General features: G+C 40.0%; 25 protein-coding genes. 16 read left to right on the forward strand and 9 right to left on the reverse strand.

Features of this window, described 5'->3' with window-relative positions:
- Positions 1 to 60: 60 nt before the first annotated feature.
- Entirely contained in the window at positions 61 to 2,286 is a 2,226-nt protein-coding gene (locus PTUN_RS16340) for a TonB-dependent receptor (protein ID WP_009840672.1), read from the reverse strand.
- 647 nt (positions 2,287 to 2,933) lie between these two features.
- Here PTUN_RS16340 and PTUN_RS16345 point away from each other — a divergent pair.
- From PTUN_RS16345 to PTUN_RS16360, 4 genes are all read left to right on the forward strand, one after another.
- A complete protein-coding gene (locus PTUN_RS16345; protein ID WP_009840674.1) occupies positions 2,934 to 4,031 on the forward strand; it encodes a polyamine ABC transporter substrate-binding protein in 1,098 nt (365 codons plus the stop codon).
- Between the two features lie 66 nt (positions 4,032 to 4,097).
- The gene (locus tag PTUN_RS16350) at positions 4,098 to 5,204 is read left to right on the forward strand and encodes an ABC transporter ATP-binding protein (RefSeq protein ID WP_009840675.1); all 1,107 of its coding nucleotides are present in this window, start codon (positions 4,098 to 4,100) and stop codon (positions 5,202 to 5,204) included.
- Positions 5,201 to 6,103: an ABC transporter permease subunit gene (locus PTUN_RS16355; RefSeq protein ID WP_009840676.1), complete on the forward strand. Its 903-nt coding sequence runs from the start codon at positions 5,201 to 5,203 to the stop codon at positions 6,101 to 6,103. Before PTUN_RS16350 ends, PTUN_RS16355 begins: the two co-directional genes overlap by 4 nt.
- Positions 6,104 to 6,922 (forward strand): ABC transporter permease subunit, encoded by an 819-nt coding sequence (locus PTUN_RS16360; protein WP_009840677.1) that lies wholly within the window; start codon positions 6,104 to 6,106, stop codon positions 6,920 to 6,922.
- A 76-nt stretch (positions 6,923 to 6,998) separates the two neighbouring features.
- On the opposite strand, the gene murA is transcribed toward PTUN_RS16360, so the two are convergent.
- Genes murA through mlaF form a run of 7 tightly spaced genes read right to left on the reverse strand, consistent with a single transcriptional unit; the run spans position 6,999 to position 11,623 of the window.
- On the reverse strand, positions 6,999 to 8,258 hold the full coding sequence (gene murA / locus PTUN_RS16365) for a UDP-N-acetylglucosamine 1-carboxyvinyltransferase (RefSeq protein WP_009840678.1): 1,260 nt from the start codon (positions 8,256 to 8,258) through the stop codon (positions 6,999 to 7,001).
- 14 nt (positions 8,259 to 8,272) lie between these two features.
- Entirely contained in the window at positions 8,273 to 8,527 is a 255-nt protein-coding gene (locus PTUN_RS16370; protein ID WP_009840679.1) for a BolA family protein, read from the reverse strand.
- Between the two features lie 8 nt (positions 8,528 to 8,535).
- Positions 8,536 to 8,829 (reverse strand): STAS domain-containing protein, encoded by a 294-nt coding sequence (locus tag PTUN_RS16375; protein ID WP_009840680.1) that lies wholly within the window; start codon positions 8,827 to 8,829, stop codon positions 8,536 to 8,538.
- Positions 8,816 to 9,499: an MlaC/ttg2D family ABC transporter substrate-binding protein gene (locus tag PTUN_RS16380; RefSeq protein WP_009840681.1), complete on the reverse strand. Its 684-nt coding sequence runs from the start codon at positions 9,497 to 9,499 to the stop codon at positions 8,816 to 8,818. The genes PTUN_RS16375 and PTUN_RS16380 overlap by 14 nt, the downstream gene beginning before the upstream one ends.
- 2 nt (positions 9,500 to 9,501) lie before the next feature.
- Positions 9,502 to 10,014 carry an outer membrane lipid asymmetry maintenance protein MlaD gene (gene mlaD / locus PTUN_RS16385; protein WP_009840682.1) on the reverse strand — a complete coding sequence of 171 codons (513 nt, stop codon included), beginning with the start codon at positions 10,012 to 10,014 and terminating at the stop codon, positions 9,502 to 9,504.
- A gap of 14 nt (positions 10,015 to 10,028) precedes the next feature.
- Positions 10,029 to 10,808 carry a lipid asymmetry maintenance ABC transporter permease subunit MlaE gene (gene mlaE / locus PTUN_RS16390; RefSeq protein ID WP_009840683.1) on the reverse strand — a complete coding sequence of 260 codons (780 nt, stop codon included), beginning with the start codon at positions 10,806 to 10,808 and terminating at the stop codon, positions 10,029 to 10,031.
- Positions 10,805 to 11,623 carry a phospholipid ABC transporter ATP-binding protein MlaF gene (mlaF, locus tag PTUN_RS16395; RefSeq protein WP_040644346.1) on the reverse strand — a complete coding sequence of 273 codons (819 nt, stop codon included), beginning with the start codon at positions 11,621 to 11,623 and terminating at the stop codon, positions 10,805 to 10,807. The genes mlaE and mlaF overlap by 4 nt, the downstream gene beginning before the upstream one ends.
- 162 nt (positions 11,624 to 11,785) lie before the next feature.
- Between mlaF and PTUN_RS16400 the strand changes: the two genes are divergently transcribed.
- From PTUN_RS16400 to mgtE, 12 genes are all read left to right on the forward strand, one after another.
- Positions 11,786 to 12,754, forward strand: coding sequence for a calcium/sodium antiporter (locus PTUN_RS16400; RefSeq protein ID WP_009840685.1), 969 nt, complete (start codon positions 11,786 to 11,788; stop codon positions 12,752 to 12,754).
- Positions 12,755 to 12,766: 12 nt separating this feature from the next.
- Positions 12,767 to 13,738, forward strand: a complete 972-nt coding sequence (locus PTUN_RS16405; RefSeq protein WP_009840686.1) for a KpsF/GutQ family sugar-phosphate isomerase — start codon at positions 12,767 to 12,769, stop codon at positions 13,736 to 13,738.
- On the forward strand, positions 13,738 to 14,289 hold the full coding sequence (kdsC, locus tag PTUN_RS16410; protein ID WP_009840687.1) for a 3-deoxy-manno-octulosonate-8-phosphatase KdsC: 552 nt from the start codon (positions 13,738 to 13,740) through the stop codon (positions 14,287 to 14,289). The genes PTUN_RS16405 and kdsC overlap by 1 nt, the downstream gene beginning before the upstream one ends.
- Positions 14,286 to 14,840 (forward strand): LPS export ABC transporter periplasmic protein LptC, encoded by a 555-nt coding sequence (lptC, locus tag PTUN_RS16415; protein ID WP_009840688.1) that lies wholly within the window; start codon positions 14,286 to 14,288, stop codon positions 14,838 to 14,840. Before kdsC ends, lptC begins: the two co-directional genes overlap by 4 nt.
- Positions 14,830 to 15,330, forward strand: coding sequence for a lipopolysaccharide transport periplasmic protein LptA (lptA, locus tag PTUN_RS16420; protein ID WP_009840689.1), 501 nt, complete (start codon positions 14,830 to 14,832; stop codon positions 15,328 to 15,330). The genes lptC and lptA overlap by 11 nt, the downstream gene beginning before the upstream one ends.
- Positions 15,327 to 16,052: an LPS export ABC transporter ATP-binding protein gene (gene lptB / locus PTUN_RS16425; protein ID WP_009840690.1), complete on the forward strand. Its 726-nt coding sequence runs from the start codon at positions 15,327 to 15,329 to the stop codon at positions 16,050 to 16,052. The genes lptA and lptB overlap by 4 nt, the downstream gene beginning before the upstream one ends.
- Before the next feature lie 61 nt (positions 16,053 to 16,113).
- Entirely contained in the window at positions 16,114 to 17,601 is a 1,488-nt protein-coding gene (locus PTUN_RS16430) for an RNA polymerase factor sigma-54 (RefSeq protein WP_009840691.1), read from the forward strand.
- Positions 17,602 to 17,626: 25 nt separating this feature from the next.
- Entirely contained in the window at positions 17,627 to 17,914 is a 288-nt protein-coding gene (hpf, locus tag PTUN_RS16435; protein WP_009840692.1) for a ribosome hibernation promoting factor, read from the forward strand.
- A gap of 2 nt (positions 17,915 to 17,916) precedes the next feature.
- Positions 17,917 to 18,366 (forward strand): PTS IIA-like nitrogen regulatory protein PtsN, encoded by a 450-nt coding sequence (gene ptsN, locus PTUN_RS16440; RefSeq protein ID WP_009840693.1) that lies wholly within the window; start codon positions 17,917 to 17,919, stop codon positions 18,364 to 18,366.
- A gap of 19 nt (positions 18,367 to 18,385) precedes the next feature.
- Positions 18,386 to 19,231: an RNase adapter RapZ gene (gene rapZ, locus PTUN_RS16445; protein ID WP_009840694.1), complete on the forward strand. Its 846-nt coding sequence runs from the start codon at positions 18,386 to 18,388 to the stop codon at positions 19,229 to 19,231.
- Between the two features lies 1 nt (position 19,232).
- Positions 19,233 to 19,505 carry an HPr family phosphocarrier protein gene (locus PTUN_RS16450; protein ID WP_009840695.1) on the forward strand — a complete coding sequence of 91 codons (273 nt, stop codon included), beginning with the start codon at positions 19,233 to 19,235 and terminating at the stop codon, positions 19,503 to 19,505.
- Between the two features lie 126 nt (positions 19,506 to 19,631).
- On the forward strand, positions 19,632 to 20,993 hold the full coding sequence (mgtE, locus tag PTUN_RS16455; protein WP_009840696.1) for a magnesium transporter: 1,362 nt from the start codon (positions 19,632 to 19,634) through the stop codon (positions 20,991 to 20,993).
- 124 nt (positions 20,994 to 21,117) lie between these two features.
- Here mgtE and pmbA read toward each other — a convergent pair whose 3' ends face one another.
- Positions 21,118 to 22,467, reverse strand: a complete 1,350-nt coding sequence (pmbA, locus tag PTUN_RS16460) for a metalloprotease PmbA (protein ID WP_009840697.1) — start codon at positions 22,465 to 22,467, stop codon at positions 21,118 to 21,120.
- Positions 22,468 to 22,602 lie beyond the last annotated feature (135 nt).

The following is a 22,602-nucleotide window of genomic DNA, read 5'->3' on the forward strand; positions in this document are numbered from 1 at the left end:
TGCCGCGATATTGCTATCGCGGCATTTTATTAGCCAAAAGGCATTACATTTTATTGAGGATTACAGTTCAAAATCTTTACGGAATTTTAAACCAAACTCGCTGCGGTCGTTGCTGCGCATCACACCAACAAAACCACTTTGCTGTAAACGGCCTTGATCGTAAATTTCATTAAATACGTTTTCGCCATATAGCGTCACTTCCCAATCACCTGCAGGTGCTTGATACGACACGTTAAAGCCCACTAATTCACGCGAATCAATCGTTTCTGAAGCGTTATAAACTGACTGACCTTGGATTTCACTGCGGTATGAATAATTAGCATTCATCGCAATGGTTGCACCATTTTCTAAATCAACAAAATACGAAGGTGCGATCATAATGGTCCATTTTGGCGTCAGTGCTGGTGTATCGCCCTTACCAATGCCAATTACACCTGCATCTACTTTAGTAATTTCAGCATCTAAATAACCTATGGCACTGCGAATGCTAAAATCATCGGTAACTGCAATAGTAGTTTCAAGTTCAAAACCCATAGCTTCTGATTCACCAGCATTTTCAACTATAGTTACAAAACCGCCACCCGCAGTTGGATCTGAAAATGGTAATGCTAAATCGGTGTAGTTTGTTTTAAATACGGCCAATAACATCGACACGTTTTCAAGCACTTGACCTTTTAAGCCCATTTCGTAGTTAATTGCATGGGTTTCATCAAACGATACAAACTGTGCAGGGCCACCAAATGGACGTGGTGGGAAACCGCCTGTTTGATAGCCTTTTTGAATTTGGCCATAAACATTCATGCCATTCGCTAACTTATAAGATGTATTAACATCCCACGTTACGGCATCAAACTCAGCAGTTTCAAATTTACGTTCACTAAATGATGGGAAAATAGCATCAGCTGCTTTTTCATCTTTTGAATAACGTAAACCACCACCGACGCTTAAATCGGCGCTTAAGTCATAACTCATATTAAAATAAGCAGCATATGAATCAGTTTCTTGGTTTATATCAAAGTAGCCATAATCACCAAAAGAAGCTGTCGTGCCATCATTTAGTAAACCGTTTGGTGTATTCCATGGGCTAAAAACAAATGGACCTGAACGAGTATAACCATCCTCATTGAAATAATATAAACCAGAAACAAAGTCCATATTGTCAAATGTAGCATTTACTTGAATCTCAAATGAGTACTGATCTGCACCACCCTCTTCTGGAAACTCAGATAAATTAAGGGCAGATGCATCATCATCTAGGCCACCTTCGTACTCAGAGCTTCTAAAACTACTGATAAATTTGGCTGTATAAATATCATTAATTTGCCAATCAGCAATAAAAGACGTACCCCAACCTGAATAGCCTGTTGATTCAATACCAGCAACTGTTGTTGCTAAATCATCAGGATTTGATGGGATCATATCGGGTGTTAATAGAGGGAAATCACCATTAAATGGGTCATTTGCATCAAGTGCAGAGGTAAATTCAATTGTATAAGGAGATTGACCCGCTTCGTTATCAACCGCATCTACACTCACTGTAAATGCTAATTCAGAGGTAGCTTGCCATTTTGCACTCATACGACCGCTAAGCTCTTCTTCCTCACCGATTTCTTTTTCTGGATTAGCTAAGTTAATAGCCTTACCTACACCATCGCGTTTTTTAAATGAACCACTGGCTGAAAAACTAAGCTCATCAGTTAATTCCGTATTTAAATACACATCGCCAGCAATTCGACCACGGCTACCTAATTTAGTATTAACTGTAACTATATTGTCGCTGCCAGGTTGCTTAGTGATGATATTTACCGCACCACCTAAGGTATTACGTCCATATAAAGTACCCTGTGGGCCACGTAATACTTCTACACGCTCAACATTCGGTAAAGAAAGATTTGCTCCCATTTGACGGCCTAAATAGACACCATCTAAATATACCCCCACACCTGGATCTGTGGTAATAACGTGATCTTGCAAACCAATGCCACGAATGAATACCGAAGCATGGGCTGCATTACCAACACCATAACGGGTGATATTTAAATTTGGTACATATTTACCAATATCATCTAAGTTACTCATATTGGCACTTTCAATTAAGCCTGAGCCAATCGATGAAATAGCAGTTGGTGATTCAAAAAGACTTTCGGTACGTTTACGTGCAGTGACTTCAATTTTTTCAAAGCTTGCTTTTTGTGCTTCGTTTTGTGTGGTTTCGTTTGCTAATGCATAACCAGGTAGGCTTAAACATACGGCTAAACTGAGTGCTGATAACTTAATATGGCTCAAACTATTCTCCAAAGGATGTTGTCTGTGAGTGGAGGCTTTGACTTCGCTCGCAATATGCTGCTTGACCAAAACCTAGACATAAAAAAAGATGTTGCGGTGCAACATCTTCCCTCTGGAAGGGTAATATAGCTCATTATTACAATAAGATGAATGTTATTAAGGTAATTATCTCGAAAAAATGAATAGTTTTTGCAAGACAATTTAATTAATGATGTTTATTTATCCTCTATTCACTTAATCAAAAATATCCCTCTTTCGAAACATTAATATTCGCTACTAATAAAAACTACTTTTGAGTTCAAGATGATAAGAAAATAGTCATAAGATCTGATGTTACAGATGAATTTATATGCAAAAAATACCAGATAAATAAATGGCAAAAAAAATACAGATAAAATTAATAATTAACAAATAGTTAGGGCAATAAGAAAATACTTAAACTACACAGAAAGTTCAGGTGTCGAATCTCTGCTGTTTTTTCCATTTCGATTAAAAGAATTTTACAGCTTGTTAGCTATTATTTTCTTTCATTTTTTACTATTTTTTGTCATATTTCACATCCAAAATTTGGATTTTGGTTTCGACTAACAAAAATTAGCTCCTAACATTTGAGCTAGCATAAACATCAACATATCGGGAGCTATTTTATGTTAAAACGTTGTTTAACATCTGTTGCACTATCTTTGAGTTTGCTATCTGCCGCCGCTCATGCCAATGCAGAAAGCTTGCATATTTATAATTGGTCAGATTATATCGCCAAAGACACCATTGCTAATTTCGAAAAAGAAACGGGCATTAAGGTGACCTATGATGTTTATGATTCAAATGAAGTACTCGAAACTAAATTATTTGCAGGTAGCAGTGGCTACGACTTAGTATTTCCAACCGCTCGTCCTTTTGCTGGCCGCCATGTTAAAGCGGGAATTTATCAACCCCTTAATAAAGCGCTACTGCCTAATTTAGCGAATATTGATCCTGTTATTTTAAAGTCTCTTGTTGATCTTGACCCAAACAATGCGCATTTAACTCCTTATATGTGGGGCACAACAGGCATTGGTTATAACGTTAAAAAAGTAAAAGAGATCTTAGGCGACGATATGCCTTTAGATACATGGAAACTGGTATTTGACCCTGTTATTGTTCAAAAGCTTTCGGTTTGTGGTGTTTCTTTAATGGATGACGCCACTGAGGTATTTGCTGCAGTTCGCGCTTATTCAGGCAGCGATCCGGCTGACTTTAGTAAAAAAGCAGTCACCGAAGCGGCCGAAATCGTTAAAGCGGTTCGTCCACATATTAAATACTTTCATAGTTCACAATATATTAATGATTTAGCAAATGGTGATAGCTGTGTTGCTCACGGTTATTCTGGCGATTTGTTACAAGCTCGTGACCGTGCAGCTGAGGCAAACAATGGTGTTGAAGTGGCTTATGTTGTTCCATCTGAAGGTGCTGTGGTATGGACGGACGTAATGGCAATTCCAGCCGATTCTAAAAATGTAGAGCAAGCTCATAAATTTATTAATTACATGATGCGCCCAGAAGTCATTGCTGAAGTAACCAATTTTGTTGCCTACGCCAATGCTAACAAACCTGCCGCACAATTTGTTGATAAAGCGATTGCGACTGATCCAGGTATTTACCCACCGCAAGCAACGCTTGAAAAATTAATGATTTTAAATACCCCAAATGAAAAACAAGCGCGTGATATGAATCGCCTGTGGACTCGTTTAAAAACAAACAAGTAACTAACTCAATCGGCGTGTACGCACGCCGATTACTTTCACTCATGAATACACGAGGTGCAATGCTAAATGACCGCTGTTGACAAAGTTGAAGTTCCTATCGTTCAGATTAAAAATCTAACGAAGAATTTTGGTACCACATACGCAGTAGATGATATCAATCTAGAAATTCACCAAGGTGAATTTTTTTCGCTTTTAGGTGCTTCTGGTTGTGGCAAAACAACGTTATTAAGAATGCTAGCCGGTTTTGAAACCCCCAGTAGTGGCACGATAATAATTGATGGCCAAGACGTCACTAACCTGCCGCCATACAAACGCCCCGTCAATATGATGTTTCAATCTTACGCACTATTTCCACATATGACTGTGGCTGACAATATTGCGTATGGTTTAAAACAAGAGAAAATGTCTCGCCAAGAACGTCAGCAACGTGTTGAAGAAATGATGAATTTGGTGCAAATCACTAAATTCGCCAATCGTAAACCGCACCAACTGTCAGGCGGCCAACGCCAACGTGTTGCCTTAGCGCGTTCTTTAGCAAAACACCCAAAAATTTTGCTACTTGATGAACCGCTTGGTGCATTAGATAAAAAATTACGCGAAGAAACACAGTTTGAATTAGTAAACATTCAAGAGCGCCTTAATACCACTTTTATCGTGGTAACACATGACCAAGAAGAAGCGATGACGATGTCGACTCGTATTGCATTATTGCACGAAGGCCGCATTGAGCAACTTGATACACCACGGCGCATGTATGAATATCCAGCTTCTGTTTACGCGGCTGGTTTTATTGGTTTAGCTAATATTTTTCATGGCGTAGTTAAATCACAACAAGATGAATTAGTGACGATTACTAGTGATGAATTAGGCGCCGATGTACAAATTAGTCATGGTCAACCGCTTGTTGCAGGTATGGAGGTCAGTATGATTATTCGCCCTGAAAAAATCCAAGTTTCGACCGCAGCACCCGATCAAACCAATAGCATTACAGGTGTGATTAAAGAAATTGCTTATTTAGGGGATGTATCGATTTACCACGCTGAGTTACCAACGGGTAAACGTATTAAGTTCACCCAATCAAATGTGCAACCTTTAGCCGAACAACCACTTACTTGGGATCAAACCGTGACCTTGTCTTGGTCACCTTATAGCTGTGGATTATTAACACAATGATGGCTTTAAAGGACTTCAAAATCCGCAGCCAAACAATTGTTTCAGCCATTCCAACAATATGGCTAACATTGTTTTTTATGCTGCCTTTTCTGTTTGTACTTAAAATCAGCCTTTCTGAAGCAACACTTGCACAACCGCCTTATTTGGATTTAGTACGTGATGTTGAAGATGGCTTAGTGACAATCAAGATAAACTTTGCCAATTACTTATTATTACTTGAAGACTCACTTTATTTTAGCGCTTTGCTTGGCTCGCTAAAAGTGGCCTTTATTTCTACTATTTTATGTATTTTTGTCGGCTACCCAATGGCTTATGCTATTGCAACCGCACCTGAAAAATGGCGCACGCCCCTATTAATGTTAATCATCCTACCTTTTTGGACATCGTTTTTAATCCGTGTTTATGCATGGATCGGCATCTTAAAAAGTAACGGTGTGATTAATAATTTTTTGATGTGGCTTGGGGTCATCGACCAACCGTTAGAGATTTTACATACACCTACCGCGGTTTATATCGGTATTGTTTATAGCTATTTACCTTTCTTTATTTTGCCCTTGTACGCCACTTTAGTGAAATTAGATGGCTCGTTACTCGAAGCAGCCGCTGATTTAGGGGCAAAACCGATAACACAATTTTTCACTATTACGTTACCGCAATCGGTTTCCGGTATTTTAGCTGGGGCAATGTTAGTATTTATTCCAGTCATGGGTGAATTTGTGATCCCCGACTTACTCGGTGGCCCTGATACATTAATGCTTGGAAAACTGATGTGGATTGAATTCTTTAACAATAAAGATTGGCCTGTCGCTTCAGCACTGACCACTGTGTTACTGATTGTATTGATAATTCCGTTCATTTATATGCAAAATTATGAACGTAAAGTTGTGGATGACATTTAAGTGAAAAAGACCAAACTTCTCTCAATCATCGTCTTACTCATTGGCTTTGGATTTTTGTATGCTCCAATTTTCAGCCTGATCATTTATTCATTTAATGAAAGCCGCCTTGTTACTGTATGGGCAGGTTTTAGTACTAAATGGTATGTTGAGTTAGCGCAAAACGAACCTCTGCTAAGTGCCGCATGGCTCAGTGTAAAAATCGCCTTTTTTAATGCCTGGATTGCAGTGATGCTAGGTACACTTGCCGCGATTGCTTTGGTGCGTTTTCCTAAATCGAGAAGTAATAAAACCCTCGAAGTGATGACCACTGCCCCTTTGGTGATGCCTGAAATTATTATTGGCTTATCAATGCTATTACTGTTTGTTGCCATGAAAGACATGTTTGGCTGGCCAGAAAGTCGCGGACAATTAACCATTATTTTGGCTCATAGTACTTTTTCGATGGCTTATGTCACCGTGATTGTGCGTAGTCGCTTAAAAAATATGGATCGCTCATTTGAAGAAGCAGCCCTTGATTTAGGTGCTCGCCCACTCAAAGTATTTTTTACCATCACATTACCGCTGATAGCCCCAGCGCTTGCTGCTGGTTGGTTATTAGCGTTTACGCTTTCGATGGATGACTTGGTGGTAGCAAACTTTGTTTCAGGCCCAGGTGCAACTACACTGCCAATGATGGTGTATTCGAGTGTCAGGTTAGGGGTAAGCCCACAAATCAATGCGCTTGCAACCATTATTATTTCTATTGTGAGCTTTGCGGTATTAGTCTCAGGCATTTTGATGTATCGCAAAGAGAAAGCCAGCTTACAGCAATATAAGTAATAATTGAGTCTCGTTTTTAAACGTTAAGTATAAAAAAGCCCGATTTAAATCGGGCCTTTTTATACTCAAACTAACATTAGTTTTTCTTACGTTTGATATTAGCACCTAGCGCACTGAGTTTGTCTTCAATGCGTTGGTAGCCACGATCAACATGGTAAATACGATCTACTACCGTTTCACCTTTAGCGATAATACCCGTTAATATTAGGCTTGCTGAGGCACGTAAATCAGTTGCCATTACTTGGGCGCCAGATAGGCTCTTTGTCTCGCCACAGTAAGCAGTATTGCCTTCTAAGCGAATATTTGCCCCCATGCGTTGTAGCTCAGGAACATGCATAAACCGATTTTCAAAAATAGTTTCGGTGATTGTGGCACTGCCATTGGCTACCACATTAAGCGCTGTAAACTGAGCCTGCATATCAGTTGGAAATCCTGGATGCGGCATGGTTTTAATATTAACAGCTTTAAGCTCACGGCCGCGCATATCTAAATAGATGCTATCGGCGGTGATTTCTAAATATGCATTGGCGGCTTTGAGTTTTTCAAGTACAGGCTCAAGGCTTAAATGCTCGGTATTACGACACAATACATGACCTTGCGCCATAGCTGCAGCCACTAAAAAAGTACCAGTTTCAATGCGATCGGGTAAAATTTTATGCTCACAACCTTTTAAGGTTTCAACTCCTTCAATTTCAATCCGATCTGTACCTGCACCTCGAATTTTGGCTCCCATGTTGTTTAAGTACATGGCTAAATCAACAATTTCAGGCTCTCTAGCTGCATTTTCTAAAATAGTTAAACCATCAGCTAATGCGGCTGCCATCATTAGATTTTCAGTCGCGCCAACACTGACTGTGTCCATAAAAATAGGCGCACCTTTTAATCGCCCATTAACGATGGCGTGGATATAGCCATTTTCAACATTAATAGTGGCTCCCATTTTTTCTAAGCCGCTAATATGCAAATCAACTGGGCGCGCACCAATGGCGCAGCCGCCTGGTAATGAAACTTTTGCTTCGCCAAAGCGCGCTAATAAAGGCCCAAGTGCCAATACCGATGCTCGCATCTGCTTTACTAGCTCATAGGGAGCAACGATTTGATCGACCGTACCACCATCAATTTCGAGTACATCATCACGCCACAAACAGGTTGCACCTAATTGGCTTAATAACGCTTCGGTAGTTTGGATATCACGTAAACGAGGAACGTTTAGAAAGGTACTTTTATTTGCTGATAATAACGATGCAAATAAAATAGGAAGGGCTGCATTTTTAGCGCCCGAGATAGTCACTTCACCCGCAAGTGAAGTGCCACCTTGAATAATAAATTGATCCATTAATAGCCCCTAATTTATAGGAACATTAATTTGCGTTCACGTTCCCACTCTGTTGGAGTGAAAGCACGAATAGATAAGGCATGAATCACGCCTGAGGCAATATCCGCCATTAATGGCGCGTAGACTAACTGTTGTTTTTTAACTCGACTTACGCCTTCAAAACACTCACCTACAGCAATCACTTCAAAATGGCTACCATTTGCTTTGACTCGCACGTCGCTTAATGACAAAGCGTCTTTTAAAATACTTTCTACTTGACTCGGTTCCATAGGGTGTTTCACTCAAAAAGTTGGCTAACCTGGACCAATTGCATTAATTTTTGCAACTGTTCAGGTACATTGCGCAGCGTTAAATGGATCTCTTGCTGCTGTAATTCAGATAAGGTGTGAATTAACCAAGCTAAGCCCGCTGTGTCAACCCTAGAAATGGCTGATAAGTCAAAAATAATACGATTTACGTCATTTAGTTTAAATTTTTTGCTAAATTCAATCGCTGCCACCGTTTCATGGCTCAACTCTCCTGACAGAACAAATTCGTCAGGAGCGCCTTGTTCAAAGTTAAGCTGGGTCATCGCCAGACTTCCCTCTAAACTGAATGGGTAATTTACTTTTTTTATCTAAAAGGTCGATTACGTAATCTAAACCTTCTTTACGTAAAATACCGTGTAATTCACTTTGCTTTGCATCGAGTAAACTAATTCCTTCTGCAACCATATCAAATGCTCGCCACTCGCCTTCTTTGCCTTTTTTAACTTTAAAAGCGATATTGATATCTGGTTTACCCTCTTCAATAATTTTAGTTTTGACAATCGCAACCTTGTTATCGCCAATACTTTGTACCGGCTCAAATTCAACTTTTTGGTTTTTATACTGAGTGAAAACACCCGCATAAGTGGCGACTAAATAATTTTTAAACACTTCAATGAACTGTCTTAATTTAGCAATTTCTTTCTCTTTTTCAGCCGCATCTTTAATACTACTGATTTTTTGAATATAGCTACCGAGTACTTTATAAGCTGCATAGTTGTAATCGATATAAGGTAATAACTCCTCTTCCACAACTACACGAAGTTGCTCGGCATCATCTTTAATCAGACTTTGATCTTGAGAAATTCGATTAAAAGTATTTTCTGCTACTTGTTGAACCATTTTGTATGGTTCATCCATCTGAACTTTGTTAGTACTTGCTTGCGCAAAACTTGCTGAAACTAATAGCACTGACGCTAATAAATGCTTAAACATGGCTATTCACCACCCTGATTAAATAAAAACTGTCCAATTAACTCTTCTAATACCAACGCAGATTTTGTATCTGTGATCATGTCGCCATCTTGGAGTATTTTTAGCTTTTCCTGTTCAAATAAATTACTAATTTCATCTGAAAATTCGGAGCTACTATTTGCCAACACACCAGGATTGAGACCTAAATACTGCTCACCCAAAATACCCGAGGTTAAAATATTCACTGATGTTGTCTCTGAAAGTTGATTAAACTCACTGGATATTTTCATATGTACTACTGGCGTATAATCTTTAGGGTCGAGGTTAATCGCTTCAACACGACCAACAACTACACCACCAACCTTAATTGGAGAACGCACTTTTAATGAACCAATGTTGTCAAACTTAGCGTATAAATTGTACGTTTCACCGCCACCGCTAATTCCCGCATTAGCTACCTTCAAAGCTAATAAAACCAGGGCCAAAATTCCTAACGAAACAAAAAAACCGACTAATATTTCAATTTTACGTGACATAAAATACGTTACCTTTAGCTGCTAAACATCACAGCGGTCAATACAAAATCAAAACCCAGTACTGCCAATGATGACTGCACTACGGTTTCGGTTGTCGCTTTACTGATCCCCTCAGATGTAGGGATACAAAAATATCCTTTGTACAAAGCAATCCATGTTACGACAAAAGCAAATACCAGACTTTTAATCATGCCATTAAGGATATCTTTTTCAAAAGAAACCTGAGCCTGCATAACAGACCAGAAACTACCAGAATCTATTCCCAACCAATCAACACCCACTAAGTGAGCGCCTAAAATAGCCACAGCTGAAAATATTAATGCGAGTAATGGCATACTGATAATGCCCGCCCAAAAACGTGGGGCGATAATACGTTTGAGAGGATCAATCGCCATCATTTCTAAACTACTGAGTTGTTCAGTGGCTTTCATTAAACCGATTTCAGCTGTTAATGCACTACCTGCACGCCCGGCAAATAATAAAGCAGTAACAACAGGCCCTAGCTCACGCAATAAACTAAGTGCCACCAGCGGCCCTAAACTATCTTCAGCACCATAATCAACTAATACAGTATAGCCCTGTAAAGCTAAAACCATACCAATGAACAAACCAGATACAACAATGATCATAAGGGATAAAAATCCCACCATATACAACTGTTTAATTAGTAATGGCGTGCCTTTCCTAAAGTTTGGCACACTGAAAATAGCACCAATTAACATCATCAATGCTCGACCTACTGAGGCAAATCGATTGAGTGTTTCTTTTCCTAGTTGCTGCCAAAATGCAATCATGATTTAGCTCCTGCCATTAACTCACTCATAAATGGCTGAGCTTCGAAATGAAATGGTACAGGCCCATCACTAAGACCACCTAAAAACTGCTGTACCAAAGGAGATTCATGTTCCAACATTTGGGCCGGAGAACCTTCGCCAATTACACCTTTATCAGCAACAATAACCACATGATCGGCAATGCTCATTACTTCTGACACATCATGGGTCACTACCAAAGAGGTAATGCCAAGCACTTGATTTAACGATTTAATAAGCTTAACTAACACCCCCATTGAGATAGGGTCTTGTCCTGCAAAAGGCTCATCGTACATGATTAAATCAGGATCAAGCGCAATTGCACGCGCAAGGGCAGCACGGCGCGCCATACCACCTGATAATTCTGAAGGCATCAAATCTTTTGCACCCCGTAAACCCACCGCCTCAAGTTTCATAAGCACGATGATACGTATTAACTCTTCACTTAGTTTAGTATGCTCACGCAGTGGGAAAGCAATGTTGTCGAATACGGACATGTCGGTAAACAAGGCACCACTTTGAAAAAGCATGCTCATTTTTTTTCGCGCTTGGTAGAGCTCGGTACGCGACATTTTTGGAATACTCTGATTTTGAAAAAGAATATCACCAGAATCAGGTTTTAACTGCCCACCAATCAAACGCAGCATAGTTGTTTTTCCTATACCACTTGGACCCATAATGGCCGTGATTTTGCCTGTAGGCACAGAAAAACTCATATTCTGATAAATCAATCTTTCTCCACGAGAAAAACTTAGATCTTTGATTTCAACTAGGTTGTCGGACAAGCTAGACTCCATTGCAATTTTGCTACTGCGCCATTTTATGCTCATTTGTCTATAAAAGGATAAATAAAAACGTAAAAATTTGTAATAAAACTCTGCTAAACCAGTATTTTTTTATACATTTACTAAGGTATTTGTTAAGATTCTCGGTCAGAAATTCACTCATTGGTTGGAAACATGCTGTTCTCATTTATCATTTTAGTCTTAGGTTTTGCTGCGTTGGTATGGAGTGCAGATCGGTTTGTATATGGCGCAGCAGCACTAGCTAAAAACTTTGGTGTTCCAACGTTAATTGTCGGCTTAACTATTGTTGCAATGGGCTCCTCCGCACCAGAAATGATGGTTTCAGCCTCTGCCGCCCTTGCCGATAAAACAGATACCGCAGTCGGTAATGCTGTGGGCTCCAATATTACTAATATTTTATTAGTTCTTGGCCTAACCGCGCTTCTTCGCCCTCTTACTGTCTCTTCAGGTATTTTAAAGCGTGAAATGCCAGTATTAATCTTAGTTTCTGTTGCCGCTTGGTATGTTTTGTCTGATAGCTACTTTTCAGCCCTTGAAGGGTATGCGCTGTTGGTTGGATTTGCCATTTTTATTGGCGGTTTGATTTTTATTTCAATGCGTCAAAAAGATATTGACGACCCTCTTGTTGCTGAAGCGTGTGAAGATGTACCACAAGATGTAAGTAATACCAAAGCGATTGCTTGGCTCGTAGTCGGTATGATCATGCTACCAATAAGCTCGCATTTTTTAGTCGACTCAGCCGTTGATATTGCAAAATACTTTGGTTTAAGCGATTTAGTAATTGGTTTATCTATTATTGCTGTTGGCACCAGTTTGCCTGAATTAGCCGCGTGTATTGCAGGTGTTCTTAAGAAAGAAGATGACTTAGCAATGGGTAATATTATTGGCTCAAACATTTTTAATATTTTAGCGGTACTGTCACTTGCAGGTATTATTAATCCATCAGGCATTGATCCATCAGCTGCAAACCGAGATTCTTTAATCATGTTGCTCGCAACCTTTGCTTTAGTTGCCATGAGCTTAAGCATTCGCGGCACGCGCCGCATCAATCGTTTTGAAGGGGGCTTATTAGTTTTAAGCTTTTGTGCCTATCAATACGTTGTTTTTTCACAAGTAGCTTAAGGTCTAATCGCAATGTTACAACCTGAATTTATTGCCAGCGCAACTCGTGTACTCGCGATTGAAAAGCAAGCTATTGAGCAACTCAACCAATATATTGATGCCCATTTTGCTCATGCTTGCCAAATAATGTTTAATTGCCAAGGTCGTATTATCGTTATTGGCATGGGTAAATCAGGCCATATTGGCAATAAAATTGCTGCGACGCTTGCAAGTACTGGTAGCCCAGCTTTTTTTGTTCACCCTGGTGAAGCCAGTCATGGTGATTTAGGCATGATCACTAAAGATGATGTTGTACTATTAATTTCTAATTCAGGTGAAACCTCTGAAGTGTTAGGAATAGTCCCTGTTCTAAAACGCTTAGGTGCCAAAATGATTGCGATGACGGGTAATACACAATCATCACTTGCAACTCATTCTGATGTCCATATTTGTATCAAAGTCGAACAAGAAGCCTGCCCATTAGGACTAGCCCCCACAGCAAGCACGACAGCCACCTTGGTAATGGGTGACGCCTTGGCCGTCGCTCTTCTCGAAGCGAAAGGGTTTACTGCGGATGATTTTGCGCTTTCACATCCAGGTGGAAGTTTAGGGCGTCGCTTATTACTGACCCTAAAGGACATTATGCACACTGGCGATGCTATGCCAAAAGTGAGTTCAGATGCCATAATTCGAGATGCACTCATTGAGATGTCAGCTAAAGGTTTAGGTATGACAACCATTGTTGATAGCGATAACCGATTGCTGGGATTATTTACTGATGGCGACTTACGCAGAATTTTGGAGCAAAAGATCGATATTCATACCACCTCGATTCAAGCTGTTATGACTAAAAACTGTACTACGGCCTCTTGTGATATGCTGGCCGCCGAAGCGCTTAATATTATGGAGCGTAAGCGCATTAATGGCTTATTAATTGTTAATCAACAAAACCAAGCAATTGGCGCACTTAATATGCAAGATTTATTACGTGCAGGAGTGATTTAATGACGTTTGAGCTACTTTACCAGCCTATCAGCCAGCATGTAAAAACTAAAGCTGCCGCAGTTAAACTGCTGATTTGTGATATTGATGGTGTTTTCTCCGATGGTTGTATTTATCTAGGTAATAATGGTGAAGAGTTAAAGGCGTTTAATACCAAAGATGGATTTGGTATTAAAGCATTAATAAACTCAGGTATTGCTGTTGCTGTGATCACTGGTCGCCAATCAAATATCGTTGAAAATCGCATGAAAAGCTTAACCGTTGCTCATATTTATCAAGGCCAAGAAAACAAACTGATTGCTTATGATGATTTAAAACAAAAACTTAATTTAACTGATGCTCAAATTGCTTATATTGGCGATGATAGCCCAGACCTTCCAGTTATGGAAAAAGTTGGCTTTGCCGTGGCAGTGAATGATGCTCACCCCATTATTAAGCATATATCTCACTACACCACTATGATGCGTGGCGGATATGGTGCGGTAAGAGAACTGACCGACTTACTGATGTTAAGCCAAGGTCACCCTTTAACTAGCCAAGGTATCAGTGCATGAATTTAGCGCGCCTCAGCCTTAGTATTTTTTTCCTAGCGTTAATGAGTTGGCTCTGGTATCCCTACTTTATTCAGCCGCAGCAGCAAATCACGCAAAAAAAATCAGATGTTGCAGAACCTGACTACATTGCAACAGAGCTAAAACAAACCGTGTTTAATAGCGATGGTAAAATTAGCCACAAGGTATCAGCAACTAAAATGGAGCAATACCAAGACTTAGGTTTTACCCATTTTACTGCACCAGTTTTTACGCTTTATTCTAAAAATGGAATTTGGGAAATAAGTGCAGCTGAGGCAACTTTGTATGAAAGTAAAAAACTCATATTAGAAGTGAATGTTGAAGCTGTTAATTTAGATAAAACTGCCATGCTACAAAATATTAAAGCTGACTATATTGAAGTGGATATTACACATTCCACCATGCAATCAGAACGACCAGTTGAAATTACAGGGCCAAATATCTTAATCACAGGTAAAGGGCTTATTGCGAACTTTGAGTCCGAAGTTATTGAACTCATCAACCATACACAGACTATTTATTATGACCAATAAACCTATTCTTATTTTAGCATTATTAAGCATGAGCTTTTTTAGCTCGGCCAATAATGAAAAATCCCAAGTATTAATTGATGCCGATAAACAACAAGCTGAATTAAAAAGAAACGTGGTTATTTTTGAGAAAAATGTTGAAGTGACCCATGGAAAACGCATTATAAAAGCTGATTTTTTAGAAGCCTATCGCCGCGCAGAATTAGGTGAAAATAAAGAGTTATTAATCGCCAGAGGCCACCCTGCAAGATATTCAGAAACCTTGCCAGATGGTAATGTAATCACCGCAAGTGCCGACGAAATAAGTTATGACGTTGCCAGCGCAATATTGACCATTTCAGGCAATGCTTCCATTACCCAAAGCGGCCAAAAAATCAGTGCCGAAAATATAATTTATGATATTAACCAGCAACTTATTAGCGCTGAAAAGGCTGAAAACTCAAACCAACGAGTGCGTACAATTTTAACCGCTCCTGAAAAGGATAAAAAATGACAACATTAACCGCCACTCAACTTGCCAAAAGTTATAATGGCCGCCAAGTTGTTAAAAATGTTGGCATTGAAGTAAAGGCAGGCAGTATTGTTGGTTTACTTGGCCCTAACGGAGCAGGAAAAACCACCACTTTTTACATGATAGTAGGCTTAGTGCCAAGTGATAAAGGCCTGATCACCATTGATGATCTAGACATCACATTACTTCCCATGCATAGTCGCGCACGCTTAGGGATTGGTTATCTACCACAAGAGTCCTCAATTTTTAGAAAGTTGACTGTTTATCAAAATATCATGGCTATTTTAGAGACCCGTAAAGGCCTCAATAAGACACAACGTGAAGAGCAACTCGATAATCTACTTGAAGAATTTAATATTTGTCATATCAGAGACAGCCAAGGTATGGCGCTTTCAGGTGGAGAGAGGCGCCGGGTCGAAATTGCTCGCGCTTTAGCCGCCGAACCAAAATTTATTCTGCTTGATGAGCCTTTTGCTGGTGTTGATCCAATATCAGTGATAGATATAAAGAAAATTATTCGCCACCTAAAAAAACGTGGTATTGGTGTCTTGATTACAGATCATAACGTACGAGAAACCCTAGATGTTTGTGAAAAAGCTTACATTGTTTCTCATGGCGAATTAATCGCAACTGGAACACCAAAAGAAGTACTCGAAAATCAAAAAGTACGCGATGTTTACCTAGGTGAACAATTCAAGCTATAGTTAGTTTACTTCGTAACTAAGTGCCATCTATTTTAATAACTAAAAGGATTGTTAGGCGTCAATGAGGCAATCATTACAACTTCGTCTTGGGCAACAACTTACAATGACCCCACAATTGCAGCAAGCTATTCGCTTACTGCAATTGAGCACTTTAGATCTTCAACAAGAAATTCAAGAAGCACTTGATAGCAACCCTTTACTCGAGCTTGAAGAAACCGAATATAACAACGAAACCGAAAATAACGAAAACCAAGAGTTTCAAAACGATAATTATGATTCGGACTTTGAGCCAACGGCAGATGCTGAAATAGAAAGTTCAGATGCACTCAATAAAGATTCACTCACTGACGAATTACCTATGGATGTTGGCTGGGATGAATATATTAGTGCCGGTCCTTCAACCTCATCAGGCCCCGCTCCTGACAACGATACCATTTATCAAGGTAGCACCAGCGAAACATTACATGACTATTTAATGTGGCAACTGCGTTTAACTCGTTTTAGCCCAACCGATGAAGCAATTGCCATTGCCATCGTAGAAGCCATTAACGATGATGGCTACTTAACCCTTTCAACCGAAGATATTTGTGACAGCATTGGTGAAGGCAGTGATGGGTTAGCGGTTGAGCTAGATGAAGTGGAGGCGGTATTAAAACGCATTCAAGTATTTGATCCTATTGGAATAGCTGCAAGAAACTTCCCAGAATGTTTACTTATTCAACTTAATCAATTTGCAAAAGATACCCCTTGGCTGGCACAAACCAAGGAAATTGTTCAGCAACATATTGAACTTTTAGCGGCACGTGATTATCGAACTCTTATGAAAAAAACTAAGCTCAAAGAAGAAGAGCTTAAAGAAATCATGACACTCATTCATACGCTTAACCCAAAACCAGCTGATAGCATTAATACCGAACAGCCTGAATATGTTATTCCAGATGTTTCGGTGAAAAAAATTAAAGGTCGTTGGGTGGTTGAACTAAACTCAGATAGCATGCCTAAAATCAGAGTGAATGATCAATACGCGGCAATGAGCCGTTCAGTAAAATCGAGTGAAGACAGTCAATTTATTCGCTCTCATTTACAAGAAGCAAAATGGTTTATTAAAAGTCTTGAAAGCCGCAACGATACCTTGCTCAAAGTAGCAAATTGTATCGTACAACAGCAGCAAGCTTTTTTTGAACATGGCGACGAAGCCATGAAACCAATGGTTTTAAATGATGTTGCTGAAATGGTAGAAATGCACGAATCAACAATTTCTCGTGTTACAACTCAAAAGTTTATGCATACCCCTCGCGGTATTTATGAACTTAAGTTCTTTTTCTCAAGCCATGTCAGCACTGAAAATGGAGGTGAGTGTTCATCAACAGCAATTCGAGCACTGATCAAAAAGCTGGTAGCTGCAGAAAACCAAACTAAACCTTTGAGTGATAGCAAAATTGCAGATATATTGGCAGAACAAGGAATTAACGTGGCTAGACGAACTATCGCAAAATACCGCGAATCGCTATCCATTCCCCCGTCCAATCAGAGAAAAAGTTTAATCTGAGGCGTTTAATAGAAGGAAAATGCTTATGCAACTTAATTTAACTGGTCGTCACGTAGAAATTACAGAACCTTTAAGAGACTATGTCACTAACAAGTTCGCTAAGCTCGAGAGGCACTTTGATCATATCAATAACGTGCATGTTATTTTAGATATTGAAAAACTAGTTCAAAAAGCAGAAGCAACATTACATGTTACGGGAGGCGAATTGTTTGCCACTTCAGAACATGAAGATATGTACGCCGCCATTGATGCCCTAATTGATAAATTAGATCGTCAAGTTATTAAACATAAAGAGAAAAATTCACGTCATTAACCATGAAATTAAATTCTTTTATTTCTAAGGACTGCACCAAAGCTGCAGTCCTTTTTCATAGCAAAAAACGCATTCTTGAACACATTAGTGAACTTGCCCATCAAAAGCTTCCTGATTTATCAGAACAAGAAATTTTAACCGCCTTACTGAACCGTGAAAAACTCGGTAGCACAGGAATTGGCAGGGGTATTGCAATCCCTCATGGCCGCTTAGCAGGGTTAAGTGAAAGCTTAGCCATATTATTGGTCAATCAAGAAGCCATCGACTTTGATGCCATTGATAATAAACCGGTTGATATTTTTGTTGCACTGCTCGTACCTGATGCAGAATCACATAACCATCTAAAGACGCTTGCTGCAATAGCTGATAAACTGAATGACAAACAATTTTGTAAGCAATTACGCACCGCGCAATCCGACGAGGAACTGTTTTTGATTATTGACGCAGCGTAACCACAGAAGGAGAAGTACAGTGCAACTTATTATTATTAGTGGCCGTTCAGGATCAGGGAAGTCGGTTGCATTACGAGTATTAGAAGACTTGGGTTATTACGCTGTTGATAACATTCCAGTCAATTTACTTCCTTCGTTAGTTCGCAGTGTTTCAGATAGTTACGACAAAATAGCGGTCAGTATTGATGTCAGAAATCTTCCTAAAATTCAGCAAGAATTTAACGAGATTTTGGAATATTTACCTGAATTTGCCAAGCCTACATTATTTTATTTAGATAGTGACGACAATACGTTAATTCGTCGCTTTTCAGAAACCAGACGCTTGCACCCACTCTCAATAAATTCCCAGCCTCTTGATGCTGCCATAAAAGAAGAAAAAATATTACTTGATGTGCTGGTTTCAAGGGCTGATATCATTATCGATACCAGTGATCTAAGTGTACATCAGTTAGCCGAAGCAATCAGAGCGCGAGTGCTGGGTAAAAAAGACAATCAACTGATTATTACATTTGAATCGTTTGGTTTTAAACACGGAATTCCAAAAAATGCTGACTATGTGTTTGACGCACGATTTTTACCTAACCCCCATTGGGAACCACTGCTAAAACCACTCACAGGTCTTGATCAACCAGTAAAAGACTTTTTAGCCAGTCACAGCATAGTGCATAAATTCACTTGGCAAATTCAAACGTTTTTACAAACTTGGCTACCGCATTTAGAACGCAATAACCGTAATTATTTAACCATAGCGATTGGCTGCACCGGAGGTCAACATCGCTCAGTGTATCTGGCTCAAACACTGGCCGATAACTTCAGCCGAAGCCACAAAAATGTCAAAGTTCACCATCGCGAACAAGAGAAATAATATGCGCTGTCAAAATACTTTTTTAATTCAAAATAAACTCGGCTTACATGCACGCGCAGCTACAGTGTTAGCGCAACTAGCAGCGAGCTTTGATGCCAGCATTACATTAGAACAAGATCAAAAATCAGCAGAAGCCGACAGCGTGCTTGGCTTACTATTATTAGAAAGCAGCCAAGGTAAAGAAGTTAAGGTCACCTGTGAAGGCCCTGATGCTGAACAAGCACTGGTGGCAATTGGCAATCTGATTGCTGATAAATTTAACGAACAAGACTAACTGACTAAACAAACAGATTACGCTATACTAACTGAGCTAAAATCAAAGACTTGCTAAAAAGTCAGATAAAAATAAACATCAAGCGAATACAAATACGATCCCACTCATCAACTAGAAAGAGCCGCTATGCCTGAAGCGATAGAATTAGACAACACTCAACTTCGACTGCACGAGATTACTCGCGCATTAAATAGCGGGATGTTTGTTCATGTTCGTCGCATGCTGGCACATATGGCTCCTTGTGATATTGCATTATTACTTGAGTCATCACCACATAAAGGCCGCTCAGTCCTATGGCAGCTCGTTGACTCTGACTTACAAGGTGAGGTACTCGAAGAACTCTCTGAAGATGTTCGAAATGGCATTATTGCTCGCATGGATCCTGCGCTCATTGCGGCTGCAACTGAGGATATGGATGATGATGACTTAGCAGAAATGCTCAGAAGTCTACCTGAAACCATATATCAAGAAGTTATCGGCTCAATGGCCAGCCAAGATCGGGAGCGAGCAACACTCGCTCTCTCGTATCCTGAAGGTTCTGCTGGCGCGTTGATGAACACAGATACCGTAACAATTCGTCCCGATGTTACTTTAGATGTGGTCTTACGTTACCTTCGCTTAAAAGGTGAACTACCTGAAGGCACAGATGAGCTATACGTTGTAGATAAAACAAATAGCTTTTTAGGGGCGGTTTCTTTAGCAACCCTTTTAACTCGTAATCCCGATTTATCTGTACGCGAAGTCATGGATGAGCACTGTGAGTCTATTCCCGTCACCATGGACGAATCTGAAGTAGCTCAACTGTTTGAACGTCGCAACTGGATTTCAGCCCCGGTCGTTGACGAATCTCAACATGTACTTGGCCGGATCACCATCGATGATATCGTTGATGTAATCCGTGAAGATGCCGAACATAGCATGATGAGCATGGCGGGTCTTGATGATGAAGAAGATACCTTTGCCCCTGTCGTTAAAAGTACTAAACGCCGTTCAGTTTGGCTCGGTGTGAATTTAATCACCGCCTTAATGGCTGCATTTGTTGCGAGCTTTTTTGAATCAACCTTAGATATTTTGCCTGTGCTTGCGGTATTAAATGGCATTGTGCCATCAATGGGTGGCGTTGCCGGCAGTCAAACTTTAACTCTTGTTATTCGCGGTATGGCGGTTGGTCATATTAATCAGGCTAACCAACGGTTTTTACTCAGTAAAGAGCTGGCAATCGGAGCACTCAACGGCATGCTGTGGGCACTATTAATCGCAGGTGTCGTGGCCCTTTGGAAATGGGACTTTACCCTAGGTTGCGTCATTGCTTTTGCCATGTTTATGAATTTATTGGCAGCAGGTATTGCAGGCGCCAGCATTCCATTACTATTAAAACGAGTCAACATTGACCCGGCATTAGCAGGTGGGGTGATTTTAACTACCGTGACTGATATCGTGGGTATTTTTGCTTTCTTAGGCACTGCAACATGGTTTTTACTACCATAAGCCTTCAGCTCAAATACTGGATAATAGATCTCTCTCAGGTTATTTATAATTACAGATAACACTGAGCTAGTTACTAAAAAGCACGCCAATGAGCGTGCTTTTTTAATGTTGTATTACGTGTATTTTAGTGCCCTGCAACCTGCATTTTAGAAAGCAAAATTGATCCAGTATTAACACTACCACGCAAATCAAAATCACCACCTAAGGCAACAATATCTTTAAACATTTCTTTTAAATTACCAGCGATGGTGATTTCACTCACAGGATATTGTATTTGGCCATTTTCAACCCAAAAACCTGCCGCACCACGAGAATAATCGCCATTGACCGTATTGACACCTTGACCCATTAACTCAGTGACCAGCAATCCTGTTCCCATGGTATTGAGTAACGCAGCAAGGTCGGGTTCTGTTGCTGAGATTAGCCAATTGTGGATCCCGCCAGCGTGACCTGTCGCTGTCATTTTCATCTGACGTGATGCATAAGTGCCTAGTAGATAAGTTTCTAAAACACCATTTTCGATAATAGTGCGGTCCTGTGTTCTGACCCCCTCACTATCAAAAGGTGTTGATGCAAGCCCTTGTAAAATATGAGGGCGCTCTACCACATTAACTACATCACTAAAAATTTGAGTTCCTAATGAATCAAGTAGAAAGCTCGATTTTCTATAAAGTGCACCACCCCCAATTGCCGATACTAAATGACCAAATAAAGAATTAGCGATGTCAGCTCTAAACACAACTGGGTATTTCCCTGTAGCAATTTTTCGGCTATTAAGTTTTGCTAGTGTCTCACTGGCCGCCTCAATACCGACTGATTTTGCGCATTTTAAACCACTTTGTAAGCGCGATAGCGTATAAGCAGAATCTCGCTCCATCTGCTCGCCATCTTGGCCAATTACCATACAGCTAATGCTATGTCTGGTGCGTGGAAAGCCTGCTATGAAACCATGGCTATTACCATAAATTCGAATACCTTGATGAGAACTAAAACTTGCACCATCGGAGTTTACAATGCGCTTATCAAAACCCATTGCAGCTTCTTCAGCTTGTTGGCATAACTCAATGCCATGCTCAGGAGAGACATCCCAAGGATGATATAAATCAAGATCAGGTGGATTAAGCTCAAGTAAATCTTTATCTGCTAAGCCATTACAAGGGTCTTCAGAGGTATATTTTGCAATTTCAATTGCTTTGGCAACCACCGACTTTAGTGCCTCTGGACTTAAATCAGCTGTAGATGCCGAACCTTTTTTATTGCCAACATAAACACTTATACCGAGCGCACCGTCTTGGTTAAACTCAATAGTTTCAACTTCACCTAGTCGTGTAGTGACAGATAAGCCTGAAGTGCTAGACATCGCTGCTTCAGCGGCTGTGGCCCCTAATGCTTTTGCTTGCTCTAGGGCCTGCTCGACCGCTTGTTTTATTTCAGCTATTTGCTGATAAACAGTATCTTCACGCTGTGAACTCATAAACTCAAACTCAAAAGTTGTAATTAGCTAAAGGATATCATAAGCAATTGAGGTTGGTGGTGATTTTGTGCAGAAATAGCCGTCTAAATATCGCCCTAAAACCAGCAAATTTAACTATTTAATGTTTTAACGTAA

This window comes from Pseudoalteromonas tunicata (assembly GCF_002310815.1).
In the GTDB taxonomy this organism is placed as follows: domain Bacteria; phylum Pseudomonadota; class Gammaproteobacteria; order Enterobacterales; family Alteromonadaceae; genus Pseudoalteromonas; species Pseudoalteromonas tunicata.

Coding starts and splice junctions, on each gene's coding strand:
- PTUN_RS16345 (WP_009840674.1), top strand. CDS start 2,934: ATGTTAAAACGTTGTTTAACATCTGTTGCACTATCTTTGAGTTTGCTA.
- PTUN_RS16350 (WP_009840675.1), top strand. CDS start 4,098: ATGACCGCTGTTGACAAAGTTGAAGTTCCTATCGTTCAGATTAAAAAT.
- PTUN_RS16355 (WP_009840676.1), top strand. CDS start 5,201: ATGATGGCTTTAAAGGACTTCAAAATCCGCAGCCAAACAATTGTTTCA.
- murA (WP_009840678.1), bottom strand. CDS start 8,258: ATGGATCAATTTATTATTCAAGGTGGCACTTCACTTGCGGGTGAAGTG.
- PTUN_RS16370 (WP_009840679.1), bottom strand. CDS start 8,527: ATGGAACCGAGTCAAGTAGAAAGTATTTTAAAAGACGCTTTGTCATTA.
- PTUN_RS16375 (WP_009840680.1), bottom strand. CDS start 8,829: ATGACCCAGCTTAACTTTGAACAAGGCGCTCCTGACGAATTTGTTCTG.
- PTUN_RS16380 (WP_009840681.1), bottom strand. CDS start 9,499: ATGTTTAAGCATTTATTAGCGTCAGTGCTATTAGTTTCAGCAAGTTTT.
- mlaD (WP_009840682.1), bottom strand. CDS start 10,014: ATGTCACGTAAAATTGAAATATTAGTCGGTTTTTTTGTTTCGTTAGGA.
- mlaE (WP_009840683.1), bottom strand. CDS start 10,808: ATGATTGCATTTTGGCAGCAACTAGGAAAAGAAACACTCAATCGATTT.
- mlaF (WP_040644346.1), bottom strand. CDS start 11,623: ATGGAGTCTAGCTTGTCCGACAACCTAGTTGAAATCAAAGATCTAAGT.
- PTUN_RS16400 (WP_009840685.1), top strand. CDS start 11,786: ATGCTGTTCTCATTTATCATTTTAGTCTTAGGTTTTGCTGCGTTGGTA.
- PTUN_RS16405 (WP_009840686.1), top strand. CDS start 12,767: ATGTTACAACCTGAATTTATTGCCAGCGCAACTCGTGTACTCGCGATT.
- kdsC (WP_009840687.1), top strand. CDS start 13,738: ATGACGTTTGAGCTACTTTACCAGCCTATCAGCCAGCATGTAAAAACT.
- lptC (WP_009840688.1), top strand. CDS start 14,286: ATGAATTTAGCGCGCCTCAGCCTTAGTATTTTTTTCCTAGCGTTAATG.
- lptA (WP_009840689.1), top strand. CDS start 14,830: ATGACCAATAAACCTATTCTTATTTTAGCATTATTAAGCATGAGCTTT.
- lptB (WP_009840690.1), top strand. CDS start 15,327: ATGACAACATTAACCGCCACTCAACTTGCCAAAAGTTATAATGGCCGC.
- PTUN_RS16430 (WP_009840691.1), top strand. CDS start 16,114: ATGAGGCAATCATTACAACTTCGTCTTGGGCAACAACTTACAATGACC.
- hpf (WP_009840692.1), top strand. CDS start 17,627: ATGCAACTTAATTTAACTGGTCGTCACGTAGAAATTACAGAACCTTTA.
- ptsN (WP_009840693.1), top strand. CDS start 17,917: ATGAAATTAAATTCTTTTATTTCTAAGGACTGCACCAAAGCTGCAGTC.
- PTUN_RS16450 (WP_009840695.1), top strand. CDS start 19,233: ATGCGCTGTCAAAATACTTTTTTAATTCAAAATAAACTCGGCTTACAT.
- mgtE (WP_009840696.1), top strand. CDS start 19,632: ATGCCTGAAGCGATAGAATTAGACAACACTCAACTTCGACTGCACGAG.
- pmbA (WP_009840697.1), bottom strand. CDS start 22,467: ATGAGTTCACAGCGTGAAGATACTGTTTATCAGCAAATAGCTGAAATA.